This is a genomic window from Blattabacterium sp. (Blatta orientalis) str. Tarazona, from assembly GCF_000334405.1.
Classification (GTDB): Bacteria; Bacteroidota; Bacteroidia; order Flavobacteriales; family Blattabacteriaceae; genus Blattabacterium.
The window spans coordinates 118,003-135,401 of record NC_020195.1 but is presented as its reverse complement, the minus strand read 5'-3'; the positions used below and the strand labels follow the sequence as shown (position 1 = coordinate 135,401).

Annotated in this window: 13 protein-coding genes; 8 read left to right on the top strand and 5 right to left on the bottom strand. The window is 28.2% G+C overall.

What is annotated here, in order from left to right; all coding sequences use genetic code 11:
- Nucleotides 1–126: 126 nt before the first annotated feature.
- Nucleotides 127–1,122 carry a D-alanine--D-alanine ligase gene (locus BLBBOR_RS00640; protein ID WP_015370527.1) on the bottom strand — a complete coding sequence of 332 codons (996 nt, stop codon included), beginning with the start codon at nt 1,120–1,122 and terminating at the stop codon, nt 127–129.
- 50 nt (nt 1,123–1,172) lie between these two features.
- Between BLBBOR_RS00640 and BLBBOR_RS00635 the strand changes: the two genes are divergently transcribed.
- Nucleotides 1,173–1,991, top strand: a complete 819-nt coding sequence (locus BLBBOR_RS00635; RefSeq protein WP_015370526.1) for a PASTA domain-containing protein — start codon at nt 1,173–1,175, stop codon at nt 1,989–1,991.
- Nucleotides 1,992–2,079: 88 nt separating this feature from the next.
- Nucleotides 2,080–3,114 carry an RluA family pseudouridine synthase gene (locus BLBBOR_RS00630; protein WP_015370525.1) on the top strand — a complete coding sequence of 345 codons (1,035 nt, stop codon included), beginning with the start codon at nt 2,080–2,082 and terminating at the stop codon, nt 3,112–3,114.
- Here the strand turns inward: BLBBOR_RS00630 and mgtE are convergent.
- Nucleotides 3,065–4,423 carry a magnesium transporter gene (mgtE, locus tag BLBBOR_RS00625; RefSeq protein WP_015370524.1) on the bottom strand — a complete coding sequence of 453 codons (1,359 nt, stop codon included), beginning with the start codon at nt 4,421–4,423 and terminating at the stop codon, nt 3,065–3,067. The two genes, BLBBOR_RS00630 and mgtE, sit on opposite strands and share 50 nt — an antisense overlap.
- 136 nt (nt 4,424–4,559) lie before the next feature.
- Here mgtE and leuS point away from each other — a divergent pair, with 136 nt between their 5' ends.
- The 6 genes from leuS to rpoN all read left to right on the top strand — a co-directional run bounded on the left by leuS (nt 4,560) and on the right by rpoN (nt 13,166).
- On the top strand, nt 4,560–7,391 hold the full coding sequence (gene leuS, locus BLBBOR_RS00620) for a leucine--tRNA ligase (RefSeq protein ID WP_015370523.1): 2,832 nt from the start codon (nt 4,560–4,562) through the stop codon (nt 7,389–7,391).
- A gap of 129 nt (nt 7,392–7,520) precedes the next feature.
- Entirely contained in the window at nt 7,521–8,951 is a 1,431-nt protein-coding gene (locus tag BLBBOR_RS00615) for a Glu/Leu/Phe/Val dehydrogenase (protein ID WP_015370522.1), read from the top strand.
- A gap of 29 nt (nt 8,952–8,980) precedes the next feature.
- Nucleotides 8,981–9,700 carry a UMP kinase gene (gene pyrH / locus BLBBOR_RS00610; protein ID WP_015370521.1) on the top strand — a complete coding sequence of 240 codons (720 nt, stop codon included), beginning with the start codon at nt 8,981–8,983 and terminating at the stop codon, nt 9,698–9,700.
- Between the two features lie 8 nt (nt 9,701–9,708).
- A complete protein-coding gene (locus tag BLBBOR_RS00605) occupies nt 9,709–10,260 on the top strand; it encodes a ribosome-recycling factor (protein ID WP_015370520.1) in 552 nt (183 codons plus the stop codon).
- An 11-nt stretch (nt 10,261–10,271) separates the two neighbouring features.
- On the top strand, nt 10,272–11,696 hold the full coding sequence (gene asnS / locus BLBBOR_RS00600) for an asparagine--tRNA ligase (RefSeq protein WP_015370519.1): 1,425 nt from the start codon (nt 10,272–10,274) through the stop codon (nt 11,694–11,696).
- A gap of 3 nt (nt 11,697–11,699) precedes the next feature.
- Nucleotides 11,700–13,166, top strand: coding sequence for an RNA polymerase factor sigma-54 (rpoN, locus tag BLBBOR_RS00595; protein WP_015370518.1), 1,467 nt, complete (start codon nt 11,700–11,702; stop codon nt 13,164–13,166).
- 43 nt (nt 13,167–13,209) lie between these two features.
- Here the strand turns inward: rpoN and BLBBOR_RS00590 are convergent, their stop codons facing one another.
- Genes BLBBOR_RS00590 through metE form a run of 3 tightly spaced genes read right to left on the bottom strand, consistent with a single transcriptional unit; the run spans nt 13,210 to nt 17,353 of the window.
- The gene (locus BLBBOR_RS00590) at nt 13,210–14,529 is read right to left on the bottom strand and encodes an aldehyde dehydrogenase family protein (protein ID WP_015370517.1); all 1,320 of its coding nucleotides are present in this window, start codon (nt 14,527–14,529) and stop codon (nt 13,210–13,212) included.
- 44 nt (nt 14,530–14,573) lie between these two features.
- Nucleotides 14,574–15,020: a SufE family protein gene (locus BLBBOR_RS00585; protein ID WP_015370516.1), complete on the bottom strand. Its 447-nt coding sequence runs from the start codon at nt 15,018–15,020 to the stop codon at nt 14,574–14,576.
- Entirely contained in the window at nt 15,017–17,353 is a 2,337-nt protein-coding gene (gene metE / locus BLBBOR_RS00580) for a 5-methyltetrahydropteroyltriglutamate--homocysteine S-methyltransferase (protein ID WP_015370515.1), read from the bottom strand. The genes BLBBOR_RS00585 and metE overlap by 4 nt, the downstream gene beginning before the upstream one ends.
- Between the last annotated feature and the right edge of the window lie 46 nt (nt 17,354–17,399).

The following is a 17,399-nucleotide window of genomic DNA, read 5'->3' as shown; positions in this document are numbered from 1 at the left end:
TGGCAGTATATTATTATTGGTTTATTTTTTTTGTATTCCATATTTCATTTTTTCAAAAATTTTTTGAAATTTTTCTCTACTAAAACTAGTAGTTTTTGTAGAAAGAAATGTAAATGTAATTGTAGATTATGAATTTTTTTTCTTGAAAATTTCAATAGAATCGTATATATTTTTTTTAAATAATTCAGATAAAGATATTCCGGCTATTTTTAATTGCTTTGGAAGTATACTTTCTTCCGAAAGTCCAGGAATTGTATTAATTTCTAAAAAAAAAGGATCTCCATTTACCAGTATATATTCCGATCTAGATATCCCTGATAAATTTAAAATTTCATAGACCTTTTTTGCCAATTTTTGTATTTTTTTTTCAAGACTTGGTAATAATCTAGCAGGTGTGATTTCTTGAGATTTTCCAGAATACTTCGATTCAAAATCGAAGAAATCATTTCTACTGATAATTTCTGTAATAGGTAAAACTTTAATATCCTGATTCCAGGAAATAACTCCTACTGAAACTTCAGTCCCTTTCAGAAATGATTCTACAATAATTTCTTGATCTTTTCTAAAAGCATGTTCTATAGCCTTGGCTAGTTCTCTTTCTTGATAGACTTTAGATATCCCTAAACTAGATCCGGATCTATTAGGTTTTACAAAACATGGTAATCCTACTTTTTTTAGTAATTTTTTTTCACAAAAAGATTGGTTTTTATTTAAAAAAAAGGAAGGAGCTGTTTTAATTCCAAATTCTTTCAAGAAAGTTAAACAATATTTTTTATTAAAAGTGATACTGGCATGATGAAAATGGCATCCTGTATAGGGAATTTTCAGTAAATGAAAATAAGCTTGTAAAACTCCGTCTTCTCCTGGAGTTCCATGTATAGCATTAAAAACACAATCAAATTTCAAAATTTGATCATTTGTAATACGAACGGTAAAATCATGTTTATTCACAGGATACTCTTTATTATTTTTATCCTTTAAAATCCATTTTTCTATGAATAAATAGATTTTATAAACTTCAAATTCTTCTTTACTTAGATTTTTGTAAACTACTTCTCCGCTTTTTAACGAAATAATAGATTCCTCTGTATAACCTCCCATAACAATAGCTATTTTTTTCATTATTCTCTATTTTTTTTATATTAATCAGTTACATTTTATTTTATTCTTACATGAAGTATTCAAAATATTGTTTGATTTTACTTCTAAATTTATTAATTGCTATATTTATTTTATATAAAATAACTAGCCTTGCATTAAAATGGGTCGATATTTACACAAAACACGGTTCTTACGTGATTGTCCCAAATCTCCGATATTTAACTTTAAACCAATCTATATCTATTTTAAAAAAATTAGGATTAAAATATGATGTAGATACATCACATTATGATCCATCTTTTAAACCTTATCAAGTACTTTCCTTTTTTCCAGAAGCAGGAGATCCTGTGAAAGTAGGAAGATCTATATACATACAAGCTAATGCAAAAAAATTTCAAACTACAGTTCTCCCCAATATAATTAATAAAAACAAACGTATAGCGATCAAATTACTTCATGCTCACCATATCTTGGTGAAAGATATAAGATATGTAAATGATCTTTCTAAGGATACGGTTTTAAAAGTAGTTTATAAAGGAAAAATCATTCCTTCTGGATCAATTCTTCCACATCAAGATGGAATTACATTAATAATAGGAAAAGGATACAAAAAAAATAATTATTCCTATACGGTTCCAAATGTAACTGGAATGTCTTTATCTAATGCCACCTATACTTTGAAAGAAAAATTATTTAACATCATTAATTTTTATTATGAAGATCCATTGGATGATGCTTCTGCTACGAAAGCAAAAGTATATCGTCAGGAACCTACTCCTGGAAAGATGCAGGATAACAAAAAACCCATTTATCTATGGTTAACTACCAAACCTTTAGATAGGTTAATAAAAACATCTGAATCCAACAAAGATGATTCAAAAAAAACATGAAAAAAGAAAAAATTCCAATAAACGAAGAAATGGATGAACAAAAGACTAAAACGAAACCTCCTGTTTTTGGAAAATAAAAATAAAAAAAATGTCTATAAAAAAATTTAAATTTTTTGTAGAAAAACATCAAAAAACTATTCGAATTGATAAATTTTTGAGGAAATCTATTCAAAATATCAGCAGAAACCAAATTCATAAGGCTACTAATTCTGGAAAGATTTTAGTAAATCAATGTATTATAAAAAAAAATTATAAAATAAAACCTTTTGATCTTGTGGAAGCAGAGATTTATTATCCTCCCATTTTAGATTCAGAATATAAAAATATTATTGCAGAAAATCTCCCTCTAAATATTCTTTATGAAGATGAAGATATTCTTGTTATCAACAAAGCTGCAGGAATGGTAGTACATCCAGGTTTTGGAAACGAAAAAGGAACCTTAATTCATGGAATTAAATATCATTTTAAAAATAATCATCAATTATATCGATTAGGTTTAGTACACAGAATAGATAAAGATACTACAGGTTTACTTGTTTTAGCTAAAAATGAATATGCACAAAAATATTTATTTCAACAATTTATTTCTAAAACTATTCAAAGAAAATATCTAGCCTTAGTATGGGGAGACATACAAAAAAAAGAAGGAACTATAAGTGGTTTTATAGGAAGAGATCCTAATAATAGAAAGAGAATGACTCTTTTTCAAAGAAATTTTTACAGAAGTAGGTATTCCGTTACTCATTATAAAGTTTTGGAAAGATTTAAATATCTAACCTATGTTTCTTGTAATTTAGAAACAGGAAAAACGCATCAAATAAGAGTTCATTTCAAATATTTAGGACATCCTTTGTTCAATGATTCTACTTATGGTGGAGATAAAATATTTATGAAAAAATATTTATCGAAAAAATCGATAAATTTTTTCAAAGATTCTTTAAATCTTTTAAAAAGACAAGCTTTACATGCAGGATCCCTTTCTTTTATTCATCCAAAAAATGGAAAATGCCATTTTACCTGTTCAATTCCTGAAGATTTTAAAAAAGTTCTCCAAAAATTAAGAAATCAATCTTTTATAACAAAGTCCCCTGAAGAAGAATATAAGAGATTGAAAAATATATAATTAACCCGACAACATCTACCAATGTAGCTACGAATGGTGCAGAAGAACTAGCTGGATCTCCCCTAAATTTTTTAATAACAAAAGGTAACATAGATCCACTAAATGTTCCCCATAGTACAACTCCAATTAAAGATAAAAAAATAGTTACCCCAACTAATATCCAATGAGGTCCATAATTAAAAAAATTTATCTTATGCCATGTCAAAACACGTATAAAACCCGTTAAACCCAAAATACTTCCTAAAAAAAAACCACATATGATTTCTCTTCGCATTACTATCCACCAATCTTTCATTTTCACTTCTCCTAAAGCCATTGCTTGAATAATTAGACTAGCTGCTTGAGATCCGCTATTTCCCCCGCTAGAAACAACTAAAGGAATAAATAAGGCTAAAACAACCGCTTTTTCTATAGCACTAGAAAAATACTGCATTACTGTGGTCGTCAACATCTCACCTATAAATAACAATGTTAACCATCCAGCTCTTTTCTTAATTAGTTTGGATAAAGGAACATTCAGATAAGATTGATTCAAAGCTTCCATTCCACCTATTTTTTGGATATCTTCTCTATAATTTTCATTTACGACCCATAAAATATCATCTATAGTAACTATTCCAAGCAAAATTTTTTGATCATCTATGACAGGTAGTGAGACTCGATTATTCATAGAAAATATCTTAGTAGCTTCTTCTTCTGTATCAATAACACTTAAAGCTGCTGTGTATCGTCCATCCATCAAATCAGCTACTTTTGTAGCTGTATCTACTAATAAAAATTCTTGTATTTTTATGTCATCCACTAATTTTCCTTTTTGATTTACTATATAAACTATTTCTATCACATCACTATTTTTACCTTCTTTACGTATATAGTCTAATACTTCTTGTACACTCCAAGTGTCTTGGACAGCAAGATAATATGGAATCATTAAACGGCCTACACTGTTCTCAGGATATCCTAAAGAAACTAATGTATTACGTTTTTCTTCCGGATTTAAATATTTAATTAAATCTTTCAAAGAATTTTTTGGAAGATTTTCCAAGAAGGAAACACGATCGTCTACTGATAGTTTATTCAATAATTCCATCATTTTAATTGAAGGAAGACTTTCTATAATTTTTTTTTTTATAGGAAAATCTAAAACTTTAAAAACTGAAGTTCCTCTATTTATTTTCAACAAAATGAATATATCTACAACCTTATCCGGATGATCTTGGATTAATTTAACTAGGAAACTAATAGTTTGATTATTTAAAAAATTTTCGTCAAAATGATTTTCTAAACATTCTTTATGGTGATTAAACATTTCTTTTCTTTTTTGTAGAAAAACTTTTTTTTCATTATCATAAAATTTTTAGATTAAAAATTTCCTCCAGTTAGAAATTACTAAAATTACGTAATAAAATCATTAGTAATTTTACAAAATTTAAAATAGAATAAACATGGAATATAATTTTCGTGAAATAGAAAAACGTTGGCAAATATTTTGGAAAAAACATAATATTTTTCATACAAAAGAAAATAACGGAAATAAATCTTCCAAATACTATATATTAAATATGTTTCCTTATCCTTCTGGTTCAGGACTCCATATAGGACATTGTTTAGGATATATAGCTTCAGATATTTATGCACGATACAAACGGACAACAGGTCATAATGTTCTATTCCCTATAGGATTTGATTCTTTTGGGCTTCCTGCAGAACAATATGCTATTCAAACTGGACAGCATCCTTTTAAAACTACTCGTCAAAATGTAAAAAAATATCAAAGTCAAATGGATAAAATAGGACTTTCTTTTGATTGGAGTCGAAAATTATCTACTAGCGATCCTACTTATTATCGTTGGACTCAATGGATGTTTATCCAAATATTTAATTCTTGGTATGATAAAACTAGTGAAAAAGCTAAATCGATAGATCTTTTAGTAGAAGAATTTAATAAAAATGGAAATTTATTGGTTAATGCTAGTCATTCTTTAAACTATAAATTTGATTCTAAAATGTGGAAAGAATTCAATTCTTCTAAAAAGGAATCTATTCTTTTGAATTATCGTTTGGCTTTTTTATGTGAAAATACAGTAAATTGGTGTCCAGGATTAGGAACAGTTTTAGCCAATGATGAAATTACAAATGGAAGAAGTCAAAGAGGTGGGTATCCTATTCATAGAAAAAAAATGTTACAATGGCATATAAGAATTACCGCTTATATAGAAAGACTTTTAAAAGGATTAGAATCTGTTGATTGTTCCAAGTCTTTAAAAAAATTACAATATAATTGGATAGGAAAAACATTAGGATATTCTATTTTTTTAGAACTTTTTTTCCAAAACCAAAAAGAGAATATCAAAAGAATAGAACTTTTCATCTCTCGTCCAGAAACTATATTTGGAATGACATTCATTATTTTATCTACAGATCATCCAATGGCAGAAAAAATTTCTATTTCCTCTCATAGAGAAGAAGTTTCTCTATACTGTAAAAAAAATCTTGTAGAAGAAAAAAATATTTCTGGTGTTTTTACAGGAAATTATGTGATCCATCCTTTTATTAAAAAAAAGAAAATCCCTATTTATGTTAGTAATAGTTTTTCTGTAGATCATGAAACCCTATCTATAATAGGGGTCCCTGGTCATGAAAAAATTTGCAAAAAATTTGCAAAAAATATGGATTTAGAAGTTTTATCTGTTTTGACTCCTGAAAAAAAAGAAGAGAATACTAATAATGAACTTTATGAAGGAAAAAATGGAATATGCATTAATTCTGATTTTCTAAATGGGTTAAAAGTTCAAGAAGCTAAAAAAAAAGTCATTCAAATCTTGGAAGAGAAAAATATAGGGTTCAAAAAAAATAGTTATCGATTACGTGATGCTATTTTTTCTAGACAAAGATATTGGGGGGAACCCATTCCTATTTATTTTAAAAATAAAATTCCAAAAACCATTCCCCTTGAAAAACTTCCATTGCTTCTTCCAGAAATAAATAATTATCATCCAAAAAATGGAAAATCTCCATTAACTAGAGTAAAAAATTGGGCTTGGGACGAAAGAAAAATGAAAATAGTTTCCAATACTCTTGTGGATAATAAATATGTCTTTCCAATAGAAACTAGCACGATGCCAAGTTGGGCTGGATCAAGTTGGTATTTTCTTCGCTATATGGATGCTCATAACAATCAATTCTTTTTGGATAAGAAAAAAGAACATATTTGGAAAAATATTGATTTATATATAGGAGGAGCTGAACATTCTACGGGTCATTTGATTTATGCAAGATTTTGGCATAAATTTCTGAAAGATAGAGGATGGGTTAGTACAGAAGAACCCTTTAAGAAAATATTCAATCAAGGAATGATTCTGAATTATTCAGCTACTATACTAAAAATTATTGGAAAAAATATATTTATTTCCTATGGATTAAGAAACTCTCATAATCAAGGAGAAAATTTACAAAAAATATATGTAGATATATCTCTAGTAAATTCTAATAATGAATTAGATATCAATAAGTTTCAAGATTCTAGACCTGAATTTTCTCAGGCAAAATTTTTTTTAGAAAAGGGACGTTTTTTTTGTCAAAGACAATTAGAAAAAATGTCAAAATCTAAATATAATGTCATCACTCCAGATAAGATTTCTGAAAAATATGGATCAGATATATTTCGTCTTTATGAAATGTTTTTGGGTCCTGTTATGGAATCAAAACCTTGGAATGAGGAAAAAATCAATGGAATAAAAAATTTTTTAAATAAGTTTTTGCGTTTATTTCATATAAATAAAGTATTTCAGGTTAGTGACTTAGATCCGACATTTCAAGAACTAAAAATTTTACATCACACCATCAAAAAACTACAGGAAAAAATTAATTCATTTTCTTTTAATACATCCATTAGTTATTTGATGATAATGGTTAATCAATTAAGTATTTTAAAATGCAATAAAAGAAAAATATTGGAACCGTTAGTGAAATTAATAGCGCCTTTTTCTCCTCATATAGCTGAAGAACTTTGGAGAAAACTCGGAAAAGAAAAATCTATTATTTTTTATCCATTTCCTGTTTATGACCAAAAATTTCTTGTGAAAGAAAAAATTACTTATCCGATTATGTTTAATGGAAAATTAAAATTCCAAGAAACGTTTGAATCCAAACTAACAATTGAGGAAATCCGAAAAAAAATTTTAAATCATCCTAAAATAAAGTTCATTTTAGATGAAAAAATATTACAAAAAATTATCATCATCCCAAAAAAAATAATAAATATTTTATTTATTTAAATCATATTTTATAATTTAAAATTAATCGATGTTTGATGAAAGTTTTATTGTTATAAAACGTAGATTTGTATCTGGTCATCCGGCAGTCGTTTTGAAATTTTTTTCATTAAATGTGTAAAAACTTTTTTTATGTCAAAAAAAACCAAAAGTAAAGCTGATGCGTATAGTTTTTTTAGTTGTATAGAAAAAAATTTTGATAAAGCTGCACGGTACCTTTCTATTAAAAAAGGTCTTTTAGAGCAAATTAAATCTTGTAATGCTGTGTATCGCATGCATTTTCCTGTAAAAATAGGAAAAGAAATTCAAGTGATTGAAGCATATAGGGTTCAACACTCCCATCATAAACTTCCCTGCAAAGGAGGCATTAGATATAGCATAAAAGTAAACCAAGATGAAGTGATGACTTTAGCTGCATTGATGACGTATAAATGTGCTATAGTAGATGTTCCTTTTGGTGGAGCTAAAGGGGGGATTAAAATTGATCCACAAATTATCTCTACAGAAAATATAGAAAAAATAACCCGTCGTTACACTTCTGAATTAATAAAAAAAATTTTAATAGGTCCAGGGATAGATGTTCCAGCCCCTGATTATGGAACCGGAGAAAGAGAAATGAGTTGGATTTTTGACACCTTTTTATCTCTTAGTCCTGGAGAAGTGGATGCTCTAGCCTGTGTTACAGGAAAACCTGTTTCTCAAGGTGGAGTAAGAGGAAGAAAAGAAGCAACAGGATTAGGAGTATTTTATGGAATTAGAGAATTATGTAAGATGAAAGAAGAGATGTTATCTGTAGGTCTTGATGTAGGATTAAATGGAAAAAAAGTGATTATCCAAGGTCTAGGAAATGTAGGTTATCATGCGGCAACATTTTTTCATGAAGCAGGAGCTATTATTGTAGCTTTAGCAGAAAGGGAAGGAGCTATTTACAATAAAAAAGGTTTGAATGTCTCAAATGTGATTATTCACTTGAAGAAAACCGGATCTATATTGAATTTTCCAGAATCAAAAAATATAGAGGATACAGAAAAAGCCTTAGAATTAGAATGTGATATCCTTATTCCAGCTGCGTTAGAAAATGTGATTCATAAACATAATGCCAATCGGATTAAGGCAAAAATTATTGGAGAAGCCGCTAATGGACCAGTGACTCCTGAAGCTGATGATATATTAGGGAAAAAGGGAGTTCTTATAGTTCCAGATATTTATTTGAATGCTGGAGGAGTCACTGTCTCTTACTTTGAATGGTTAAAAAATTTAAGTCATGTTCGTTATGGACGCATGGAAAAACGTTTTAGTGAAAATATGAATACAGAATTGCTGCAAGTTATAGAAACTAGTTGTAGAAAAAAAATTCCAATAGAAGAAAAAAAAATGATTTTAAGAGGACCAAGAGAAATAGATCTAGTACGTAGTGGACTAGAAGATACAATGATCAATGGATTTCATAAGATTCGTGATCTAAAAAAATCCTTAAAAATAGAAAACATGCGTACTGCGGCATTTGTTCTTGCTATAAACAAAATCATAGATTCTTATGAAAAATTAGGTATTTTTCCATAATCTTTAATCTTTTTTTAAATATCTTTTTCATGAAGTACAAAAGATCCTTGTTGAAATTAAGCGGAGAAGCTCTTATGGGAAATAACGAATTCGGACTTCATTCTACTCGTCTTCAACAATACGCTGAAGAAGTCAAAAAAGTAGTAGAAATGGGGGGACAGGTAGCTATAGTGATTGGTGGAGGAAATATATTTAGAGGATTTTCTTCTAGAATAAAGGAAAATACGATAGATAGGATAGGAGGAGATTATATGGGGATGTTAGCTACTGTTATAAACGGAATAGCTTTCCAAGCTTACTTAAAAAATGTCGGAATATGTACTTCTATACAAACAGCTATTAGAATGGATCAAATAGCAGAACCATTTGTAAAAGATAAAGCTATTCATCATCTTGAAAAAGGAAGAGTGGTGATATTCGTGGCAGGTTTAGGAAATCCATATTTTACCACAGATACAGCTGCCGTATTACGTGCTATAGAAATTAAAGCCGATGTTTTATTAAAAGGAACCAGAGTAGATGGAATCTATACCAAGGATCCAGAAAAAGATAAATATGCTAAAAAACTTAAGAAAATATCCTTTGATATGGCTTATCAAATGGGAATCAAGGTAATGGATCAAACAGCTTTTATTTTAGGAAATGAAAATAATTTACCTATTATTATTTTTGATATAAATAGAAAAGAAAATTTTAAAAAAGTAATTTCCGGAGAAGAGATAGGAACTCTGGTTTCTAACGAAAAATAGAAAAAATTATGGATGAATTAAATGTAAATTTTTTTTCTTGCAAAAAAGATATGGAGAAAATTTTTAAACAACTTCAAGAAGAAATCCATCGCATTCGATTGGGAAGCAAATCCGTTGTTCCCCTTTTAGAAAAAATAAAAATAAAGTGTTATGCTTCTTTTTTTCCTTTAATTGAAGTGGCCACAATTACCATTGTAGATAATATGAATATTACGATTCATCCTTGGGATCGTGCTATCATCTCCTATATAGACAAAGCAATTATAGATGAAAATCTTGGTTTTATGCCAACCAATAAAGGAGAATCCATTCACATTCGTCTTCCTATTCTTACGGAAGAAGGAAGAAAGAACTTAATGAAAAAATTAAAACAAAAACAGAAAAGCAAAATATTCGTGAGAACCACACGAAAAAAGTATAACCAATCTATAAAAAGATTGAAAATATCTGAAGATTTATCTAAAACAGGAGAAAATCGTATACAAAAAATTACCAAGGTCTCTATTCAAAAAATAGATGTTCTTTTTTTTTCCAAAGAAAAAGAAATATTAAGTATATAATTCGTTGATCCATGATAGAAAAATATTCAATTAAAGAATTATTGGAAAAAGGAAAAAAATTTTTAAATAAAAAAGTTTTAGTTGAGGGATGGATTCGTTCTTTTCGAAATTCCATTTTCATCACATTAAATGATGGATCAACAATAAAAAATATTCAAATTATTTTATCTAAAAATTTAGAAAAGGAGTTTTTGAAAAAAATTACCATTGGGAGTTCCATTAAAGTTATAGGTATAATCATAGAAAGTTTAGGAAAAAAACAATCTATAGAATTAAAATCTTTAGATATAAGGATCTATGGAGAAGTAGACCAAAAAAGTTTTCAAAAAACTATTTTACAACCGAAAAAACATAGTTTAGAAACCTTACGAAAACAAGCACATCTACGTTTTCGTACAAATATTTTTAGTAGTATTATGCGTGTCCGTCATCATGTAGCTTTTTCTATACATAAATATTTTCATGAACATGGTTTTTTTTACATCAATACTCCAATTATTACCACTTCAAATGCTGAAGGAGCTGGAAAAATGTTTCAGGTAACAACTATGGATTTAAAAAATATTCCACATATAAGAGAAAATGTAGATTATGCAAAAGATTTTTTTCAGTGCAAAACCTACTTGAGTGTATCTGGACAATTAGAAGCAGAAACCGCTTCTTTAGCTTTAGGAAAAGTATATACATTTGGACCTGCTTTTCGTGCAGAAAATTCCAATACTTCACGACATTTATCTGAATTTTGGATGATAGAACCAGAAATGGCCTTTTATCATTTAGAAGAAAATATGGATATAGCTGAGGATTTTTTAAAATTTGTTATACGATATACCATTGAAAATTGTATAGAAGATCTATCCTTTTTAAAGGACCATATAAAAAAATGGAATCAAAAACAGAAATCTACACTTTTAGAAAGATTAGAGCTTATATTAAAATTTCCGTTTCAAAGAATTAGTTACACGGAAGTAATAAATATTCTGGAAAAAAGCATCCAGAAAAAAATGGTAAAATTTGTTCATCCAGTTATTTGGGGAATGGATTTACAATCAGAACATGAACAATATCTAGTAAAAAAATGTTTTCAATGCCCTGTAATTGTTTTTGATTATCCTTCTTGTATTAAAGCCTTTTATATGCGTATAAATAATGATGGAAAAACAGTTAGAGCTATGGATATTTTATTTCCAGAAATAGGAGAAATCATTGGAGGCTCTCAACGGGAAGAACGTTATGATATTTTATTAAAGCGTATCAAAGATAAAAACATAGATGATAGGAAACTTTGGTGGTATTTAGATACACGTCGTTTTGGTTCTGTTCCTCATAGTGGATTTGGCCTAGGATTTGATCGTTTAGTTCAATTCATTACAGGGATGAAAAATATTCGGGATGTTATTCCTTTTCCAAGAACTCCACATAATGCAGAATTCTAAAAAATGTTAAAACAGAAATTTTTACAAAAAGGACAACAAAAACTTTCCCCACAACAAATAAAACTAATGAAATTAGTGCAATTATCTACTTTAGATTTTGAACAAAGAGTGAAACAAGAATTGGAAGAAAATCCAGCATTAGAAGAAATAGAAGAAGAGCCTTCTTCTATAGAAGAGTCAGATACATCTGTCATTGATTTTGATCTTCCAGAACAAGAAGATAAATCCATAGATATTTCTGAAATAAATATAGATGAATATTTAAGTGATGATGAAATTCTAGATTTCAAAAATAATAACAAAAATAATCACAATGAAGAAAAATATATCCCCATAGTTTCTGGAATTTCTTTTCAAGAATATTTAAAAAGTCAATTACATACTTTTCGTTTAAATCAAGAAGATTTGTTAATTGCAGATTTTATATTAGGAAATATAGACGAAGATGGCTACATAAGAAGAAAAATTACAGCCATCGTAGATGATATTCTTTTGATACTTGGGATTCCAGTAACTGCAGAAAAAGTGGAAAAACTACTTGTAAATTATATCCAAAAACTAGAACCCATAGGAATAGGAGCTAGGAATTTACAAGAATGTCTTTTTATCCAATTAGAAAATAAAAAAAAATACACACGATGTAAACTTAGCAAAAAGGATAATAAGAAACAATTTCGAATTTTTTACAAAAAAAATTATAAAAAACTGCAAAATAAATTAGGAACAACAAAGAATGATTTACGAAAAGCTATCTATCAAATAGAAAAATTAAATCCAAAACCAGGAAAAATTTACTCTGGAAATCCTAGAAATTTAGATCATCTGATTCCAGATTTTACTATTTGTATTTCAGATGGAAAATTAGAATTATCTTTAAATCATAGAAATACTCCAGAAATAAAAGTATCCTCCTTATATTTAGACATGTTAAAATCTTATAAAAGTTCAAAAGAGAGGAACATGAAAAAAAATGAAAATACGATTTTGTTTTTAAAACAAAAAATAGATTCAGCAAAATGGTTCGTAGACGCTATAAAACAGCGTCAAAATACATTAATGTTAACAATGAATGCCATTATGGATTATCAAAAAGAATACTTTTTCACTGGAGATCCATATAAAATAAAACCGATGATTTTAAAAAATATATCTCAAAAAATAGGTGTAGGGATATCCACTGTATCTCGTGTTGCCAATAGTAAATATGTCAATACCCCATATGGAACTTTTTTGATCAAAAGTTTTTTTTCTGAAAAAATGATAAACGAAGAAGGGATAGAAATTTCTTCTATTGAAATAAAAAAGTTATTGGGAGAATCTATTGCTAAAGAAAATAAAAGAAGACCACTAACTGACGAAAAATTATCGAAAATTCTCAAAAAAAAAGGTTATCTGGTGGCCCGTAGGACTGTAGCTAAATATAGAGACCAAATGCAAATTCCAGTTGCAAGAATGAGAAAAATCCTTTGAGAATCATTTATTGATAATAATAGTTTTACAATTAGAAAACTCTTTAAGAGATAGAACAGATAGTTCTCTTCCGTATCCAGATTTTTTTTATTCCTCCAAAAGGAAAACGAGGATCAGATTTTACTATTTCATTGATAAAAACCATACCTGTATTTATTTTCTTGGATAAAAATTCCGCTTTTTTTAAGTCTTTAGTCCAAAGAGAAGCCCCTAGACCATAACAGGTTGCATTTACCATAGAAGGAATTTCTTCCTCATTAGAAAAAGTATAAACGATTCCTATTGGTCCAAATATTTCCTCTTGATTGTAAGAAAAATTCTTATCTTCCATTTTCAATAAACAAGGAGAAAAAAAATTTTCATCTCTTGTAGTTTGTAAACATACTTTTCCTCCATTTGAAATAATATCTTTATATTGTTTATATAATTTTTCAGATAAGTCTACACGAGAAATATACCCTATTTTAGTAGATTCCTCATGTACATCTCCCCTATGATACTGTTTCATTTCTTGAATAACCAGATCTATAAAATCATCTACAATAAAATTATCTACTATAAATCTTTTAGCGGAAATACATGTTTGTCCTGTATTATTCAATCTAGATTCCGTAGCTAATTTAGCCGTTTTTTTTAGATTCTCTACATCTCTCATAACTACAAAAGCATCATTTCCACCTAATTCTAAAACAGATTTTTTAATATATTTTCCAGATAAATATCCTATATGACTTCCAGCTAAATGACTTCCTGTAAAAGAAACACCTTGTATAATTGGATGAGCTATAACAGATTTTATTTTAGGTATATCTATTAAAAAAACTTGAAAAAGTCCTCTTGGAAAACCAGATTCAATAAATATTTTTTCTAAAAGAAGAGAACATCCAGCCGTATTAGTAGCAGGTTTAAGTACTATTACATTCCCTAATAAAATATTAGGAATTGCATATCTTATGGTTTGCCAAATAGGATAATTCCAAGGCATAATTCCTAATGTAGCTCCTATAGATTCAAATCGAATATAAGATTTTTCATATTCAGTAGATATATCCTGAAAAAAGATCGATTCTTCTAAACTAGAATAATACTCGCATAATTTGATACACTTTTCTACTTCCAAACGTGATTGAGTTATAGGTTTTCCCATTTCTTGAGTTATTAAATAGGCTATAATGTCTATGAGATCTTGCATGGAAGAAGATAATTTCATTATATATCCTATCCTAGAAGAATAGGAAAAATTTTTCCATTTTTCATAAGCTTTTTGAGCTAGAGAGAGCTTATCCATAATATCCTTATCCTCTATAAAAGAATAAGTATTTAGTATATGATTATCAACAGGATTAATAGTATGAAACCTCATATTTTCTTTTTTTTTATAAAATAAAGAAAAGAATGGTAAAATTTTTACGAAATTTTACCATTCAATCTAACAGATAATTTTACATTAAAAGCAATGGCATAAAACTTTATTTTTTTTAAAAATAAAAGTATCCCATTAGCTCGAATCGGAGATAAAAATGTTTGAAATCCTATTTCAGAAATAAAATTCGCCTTCGAAGAAATAATTTCAAAAGGAGAATGTCCAGAATAAACAAAAATCATAAGAGCCGCCATTCCTTTAGGTAATAAGGCATCACTATCTGCATCAAAAAAAACCAGTTTTCCTCTTAATTTAGAATCTAACCAAACTTTAGATTGGCATCCATGAATCAATTTATCTTCAGATCTAAATTTATCAGATTTTTTTGGTAATTTCATTCCTAAATCTATAAGATATTCATATTTTTCTTCCCAATTTCTTAGAAAAGAAAATTCTTTTTTGATTCTTTCTTCTTTATCCTGTAACGTCATTTCAAAGATTTTACACAAATATATCCTTTTTGATAAGATATTTTTCTACCTAATTTTTTCTCTTGCCTTTTTGCTGCTTCTGTCATATTTTTAAGTGAAGGAAGAACTTCTTCCCATTTTCTAGTTTTTAATCCACAATCTGGATTAATCCAAATATTTCTGATTGGTAATTTATTAGAAGCTTTTTGAATTAAATCAAATATTTCTTCCACAGTAGGAATTCTTGGAGAATGAATATCATATACTCCTGGTCCAATTTCATTAGGATAAGAAAATTCTGAAAATGCCTGTAGCAATTCCATTTTAGACCTTGAAGTTTCCATAGTAATGACATCGGCATCCAAATCCGCTATATGTTCTAATATATCATTAAATTCACTATAACACATATGTGTGTGAATTTGTGTTTCATCTTCTACCCCGCTTGAAGAAATACGAAAAGCTTTAATAGACCAATCAAAATATCCTTTCCAATCCTTTTTTTTTAAGGGAAGTCCTTCTCTAAGAGCTGGTTCATCTATTTGAATTATTTGAATTCCAGATTTTTCTAAAGATTCTACTTCATCTCTAATAGCCCAAGCAATCTGATAAGCAGTAGTAGAAAGGGGTTGATCATCTCTGACAAAAGACCATTGTAAGATAGTCACAGGTCCGGTTAACATTCCTTTCATTAACTTATTTGTTTTAGACTGTGCAAAACAAATCCACTTAACTGTCATATCATTAGATCTGCTTACATCTCCATAAATCACAGGAGGCTTCACACAACGACTTCCATAACTCTGAACCCATCCATTTTCAGTAGTAAGAAATCCTTTTAATTTTTCTGAAAAAAATTCTACCATATCATTTCTCTCAAATTCTCCATGCACAAAAACATCTAGATTTATTTCTTCTTGTTTTCGAATAAGATCTATAATAAATTCTTCAATTCTTTTTTCATATTCTTCTTGACTTAATTCGTTTTTCCGAAATTTACTCCTTAAAGTACGAATTTCTTTTGTTTGAGGAAAAGAGCCGATCGTAGTAGTAGGAAACAAAGGAAAAAGAAATTTTTTATTCTGTTTTTTCTGACGTATTTTAAAAGGACTTTTCCTTTTTGTCTCCTCTTTTTTTACTTGTAAAACTCTTTTTTTTACCTCTTTATTGTGAATAATTGAAGAATCTTTTGCTTTTTCCAAAGAATCAAAATTTTTCAATAAAATCTTCTGATTTCCCTTTATGATATTTTCTAAATCACTTAATTCATAAATTTTTTGTTTTGCAAAAGACATTCTGTTTTTTACATCTGGATGAATAGATCTCTCTTCTTCTATATCTAAAGGAACATGTAAAAGAGAACAATTAGGTGCAATCATCACTTTTTTTTCTCCTAAAATTTTGATTGCTTTTTCTATGTGTTTAATGGAATTCATATAATTATTCTTCCAAATATTTCTTCCATCGATTAATCCTAAAGATAACATCATATCTTTGTTTCTTAAGAAATTCAATATCTCTTCCAATTGTTCTGGATTTTCTATCAAATCAATATGTAAAGCCTTTATAGAAATATCCCTAAGAAGAAATAGATTTTCAGAAATTCCATCGAAATAAGATGTTAATAAAATATTAATTCCGGAAAAAATATTGGATATTTTTTGGTAGGCATATTGAAAAGCCTCTATTTCTTTTTTAGTTAAATCTAAAACTAAAATGGGTTCATCTATTTGAATCCAAACAGCTCCTTGATCTATCAATCTTTGTATTATTTGTATGTAAGTAGGAAGAATGTTTTCTATTAAATCCATTCTATGAAAAGATTTATTCTTCTCCTTTCCCAAAAAAAGAAAAGAAACAGGACCAATCAAAACTGGTTTTGGAATTCCATTCTCTAAAAATTTTCTAGCTTCTTCAAACTCTTCGAATACTTTTTTAGAGAAAACATGAAATTTTTGATCTTTTTGAAATTCTGGAACTATATAATGATAATTCGTATTAAACCATTTAGTCATTTCCATCGCCTTGATATCCCATCCATTTTTTTGAAATCCTCTAGCCATAGAAAAATAAAGATCAATATCATCATGTATGATGGGAATTGAAGAATAGGATTCTGGGATTACTCCCAATAATAGAGACATATCCAATATCTGATCATAAAAACTAAAATCATTACACGGAATCAAATCTAAACCAGATTTTTCTTGCATTTTCCAATTTTCTTCCCGTATTTTTTTACCAATGTGGAATAATTCATTAGGAGTAATTTTATGATTCCAGTAAGCTTCACAAGCTCTTTTTAATTCCCTTCGGATTCCTATACGAGGATAACCTAAATTATGTTTCAGCATAAAATCATTTTATTTATTATATACAATCTAAACTAAATAACTAAAA

Coding starts and splice junctions, on each gene's coding strand:
- pyrH (WP_015370521.1), top strand. CDS start 8,981: ATGAAGTACAAAAGATCCTTGTTGAAATTAAGCGGAGAAGCTCTTATG.
- leuS (WP_015370523.1), top strand. CDS start 4,560: ATGGAATATAATTTTCGTGAAATAGAAAAACGTTGGCAAATATTTTGG.
- BLBBOR_RS00590 (WP_015370517.1), bottom strand. CDS start 14,529: ATGAGGTTTCATACTATTAATCCTGTTGATAATCATATACTAAATACT.
- asnS (WP_015370519.1), top strand. CDS start 10,272: ATGATAGAAAAATATTCAATTAAAGAATTATTGGAAAAAGGAAAAAAA.
- BLBBOR_RS00605 (WP_015370520.1), top strand. CDS start 9,709: ATGGATGAATTAAATGTAAATTTTTTTTCTTGCAAAAAAGATATGGAG.
- mgtE (WP_015370524.1), bottom strand. CDS start 4,423: ATGTTTAATCACCATAAAGAATGTTTAGAAAATCATTTTGACGAAAAT.
- metE (WP_015370515.1), bottom strand. CDS start 17,353: ATGCTGAAACATAATTTAGGTTATCCTCGTATAGGAATCCGAAGGGAA.
- BLBBOR_RS00640 (WP_015370527.1), bottom strand. CDS start 1,122: ATGAAAAAAATAGCTATTGTTATGGGAGGTTATACAGAGGAATCTATT.
- BLBBOR_RS00615 (WP_015370522.1), top strand. CDS start 7,521: ATGTCAAAAAAAACCAAAAGTAAAGCTGATGCGTATAGTTTTTTTAGT.
- BLBBOR_RS00635 (WP_015370526.1), top strand. CDS start 1,173: ATGAAGTATTCAAAATATTGTTTGATTTTACTTCTAAATTTATTAATT.
- rpoN (WP_015370518.1), top strand. CDS start 11,700: ATGTTAAAACAGAAATTTTTACAAAAAGGACAACAAAAACTTTCCCCA.
- BLBBOR_RS00585 (WP_015370516.1), bottom strand. CDS start 15,020: ATGACGTTACAGGATAAAGAAGAAAGAATCAAAAAAGAATTTTCTTTT.
- BLBBOR_RS00630 (WP_015370525.1), top strand. CDS start 2,080: ATGTCTATAAAAAAATTTAAATTTTTTGTAGAAAAACATCAAAAAACT.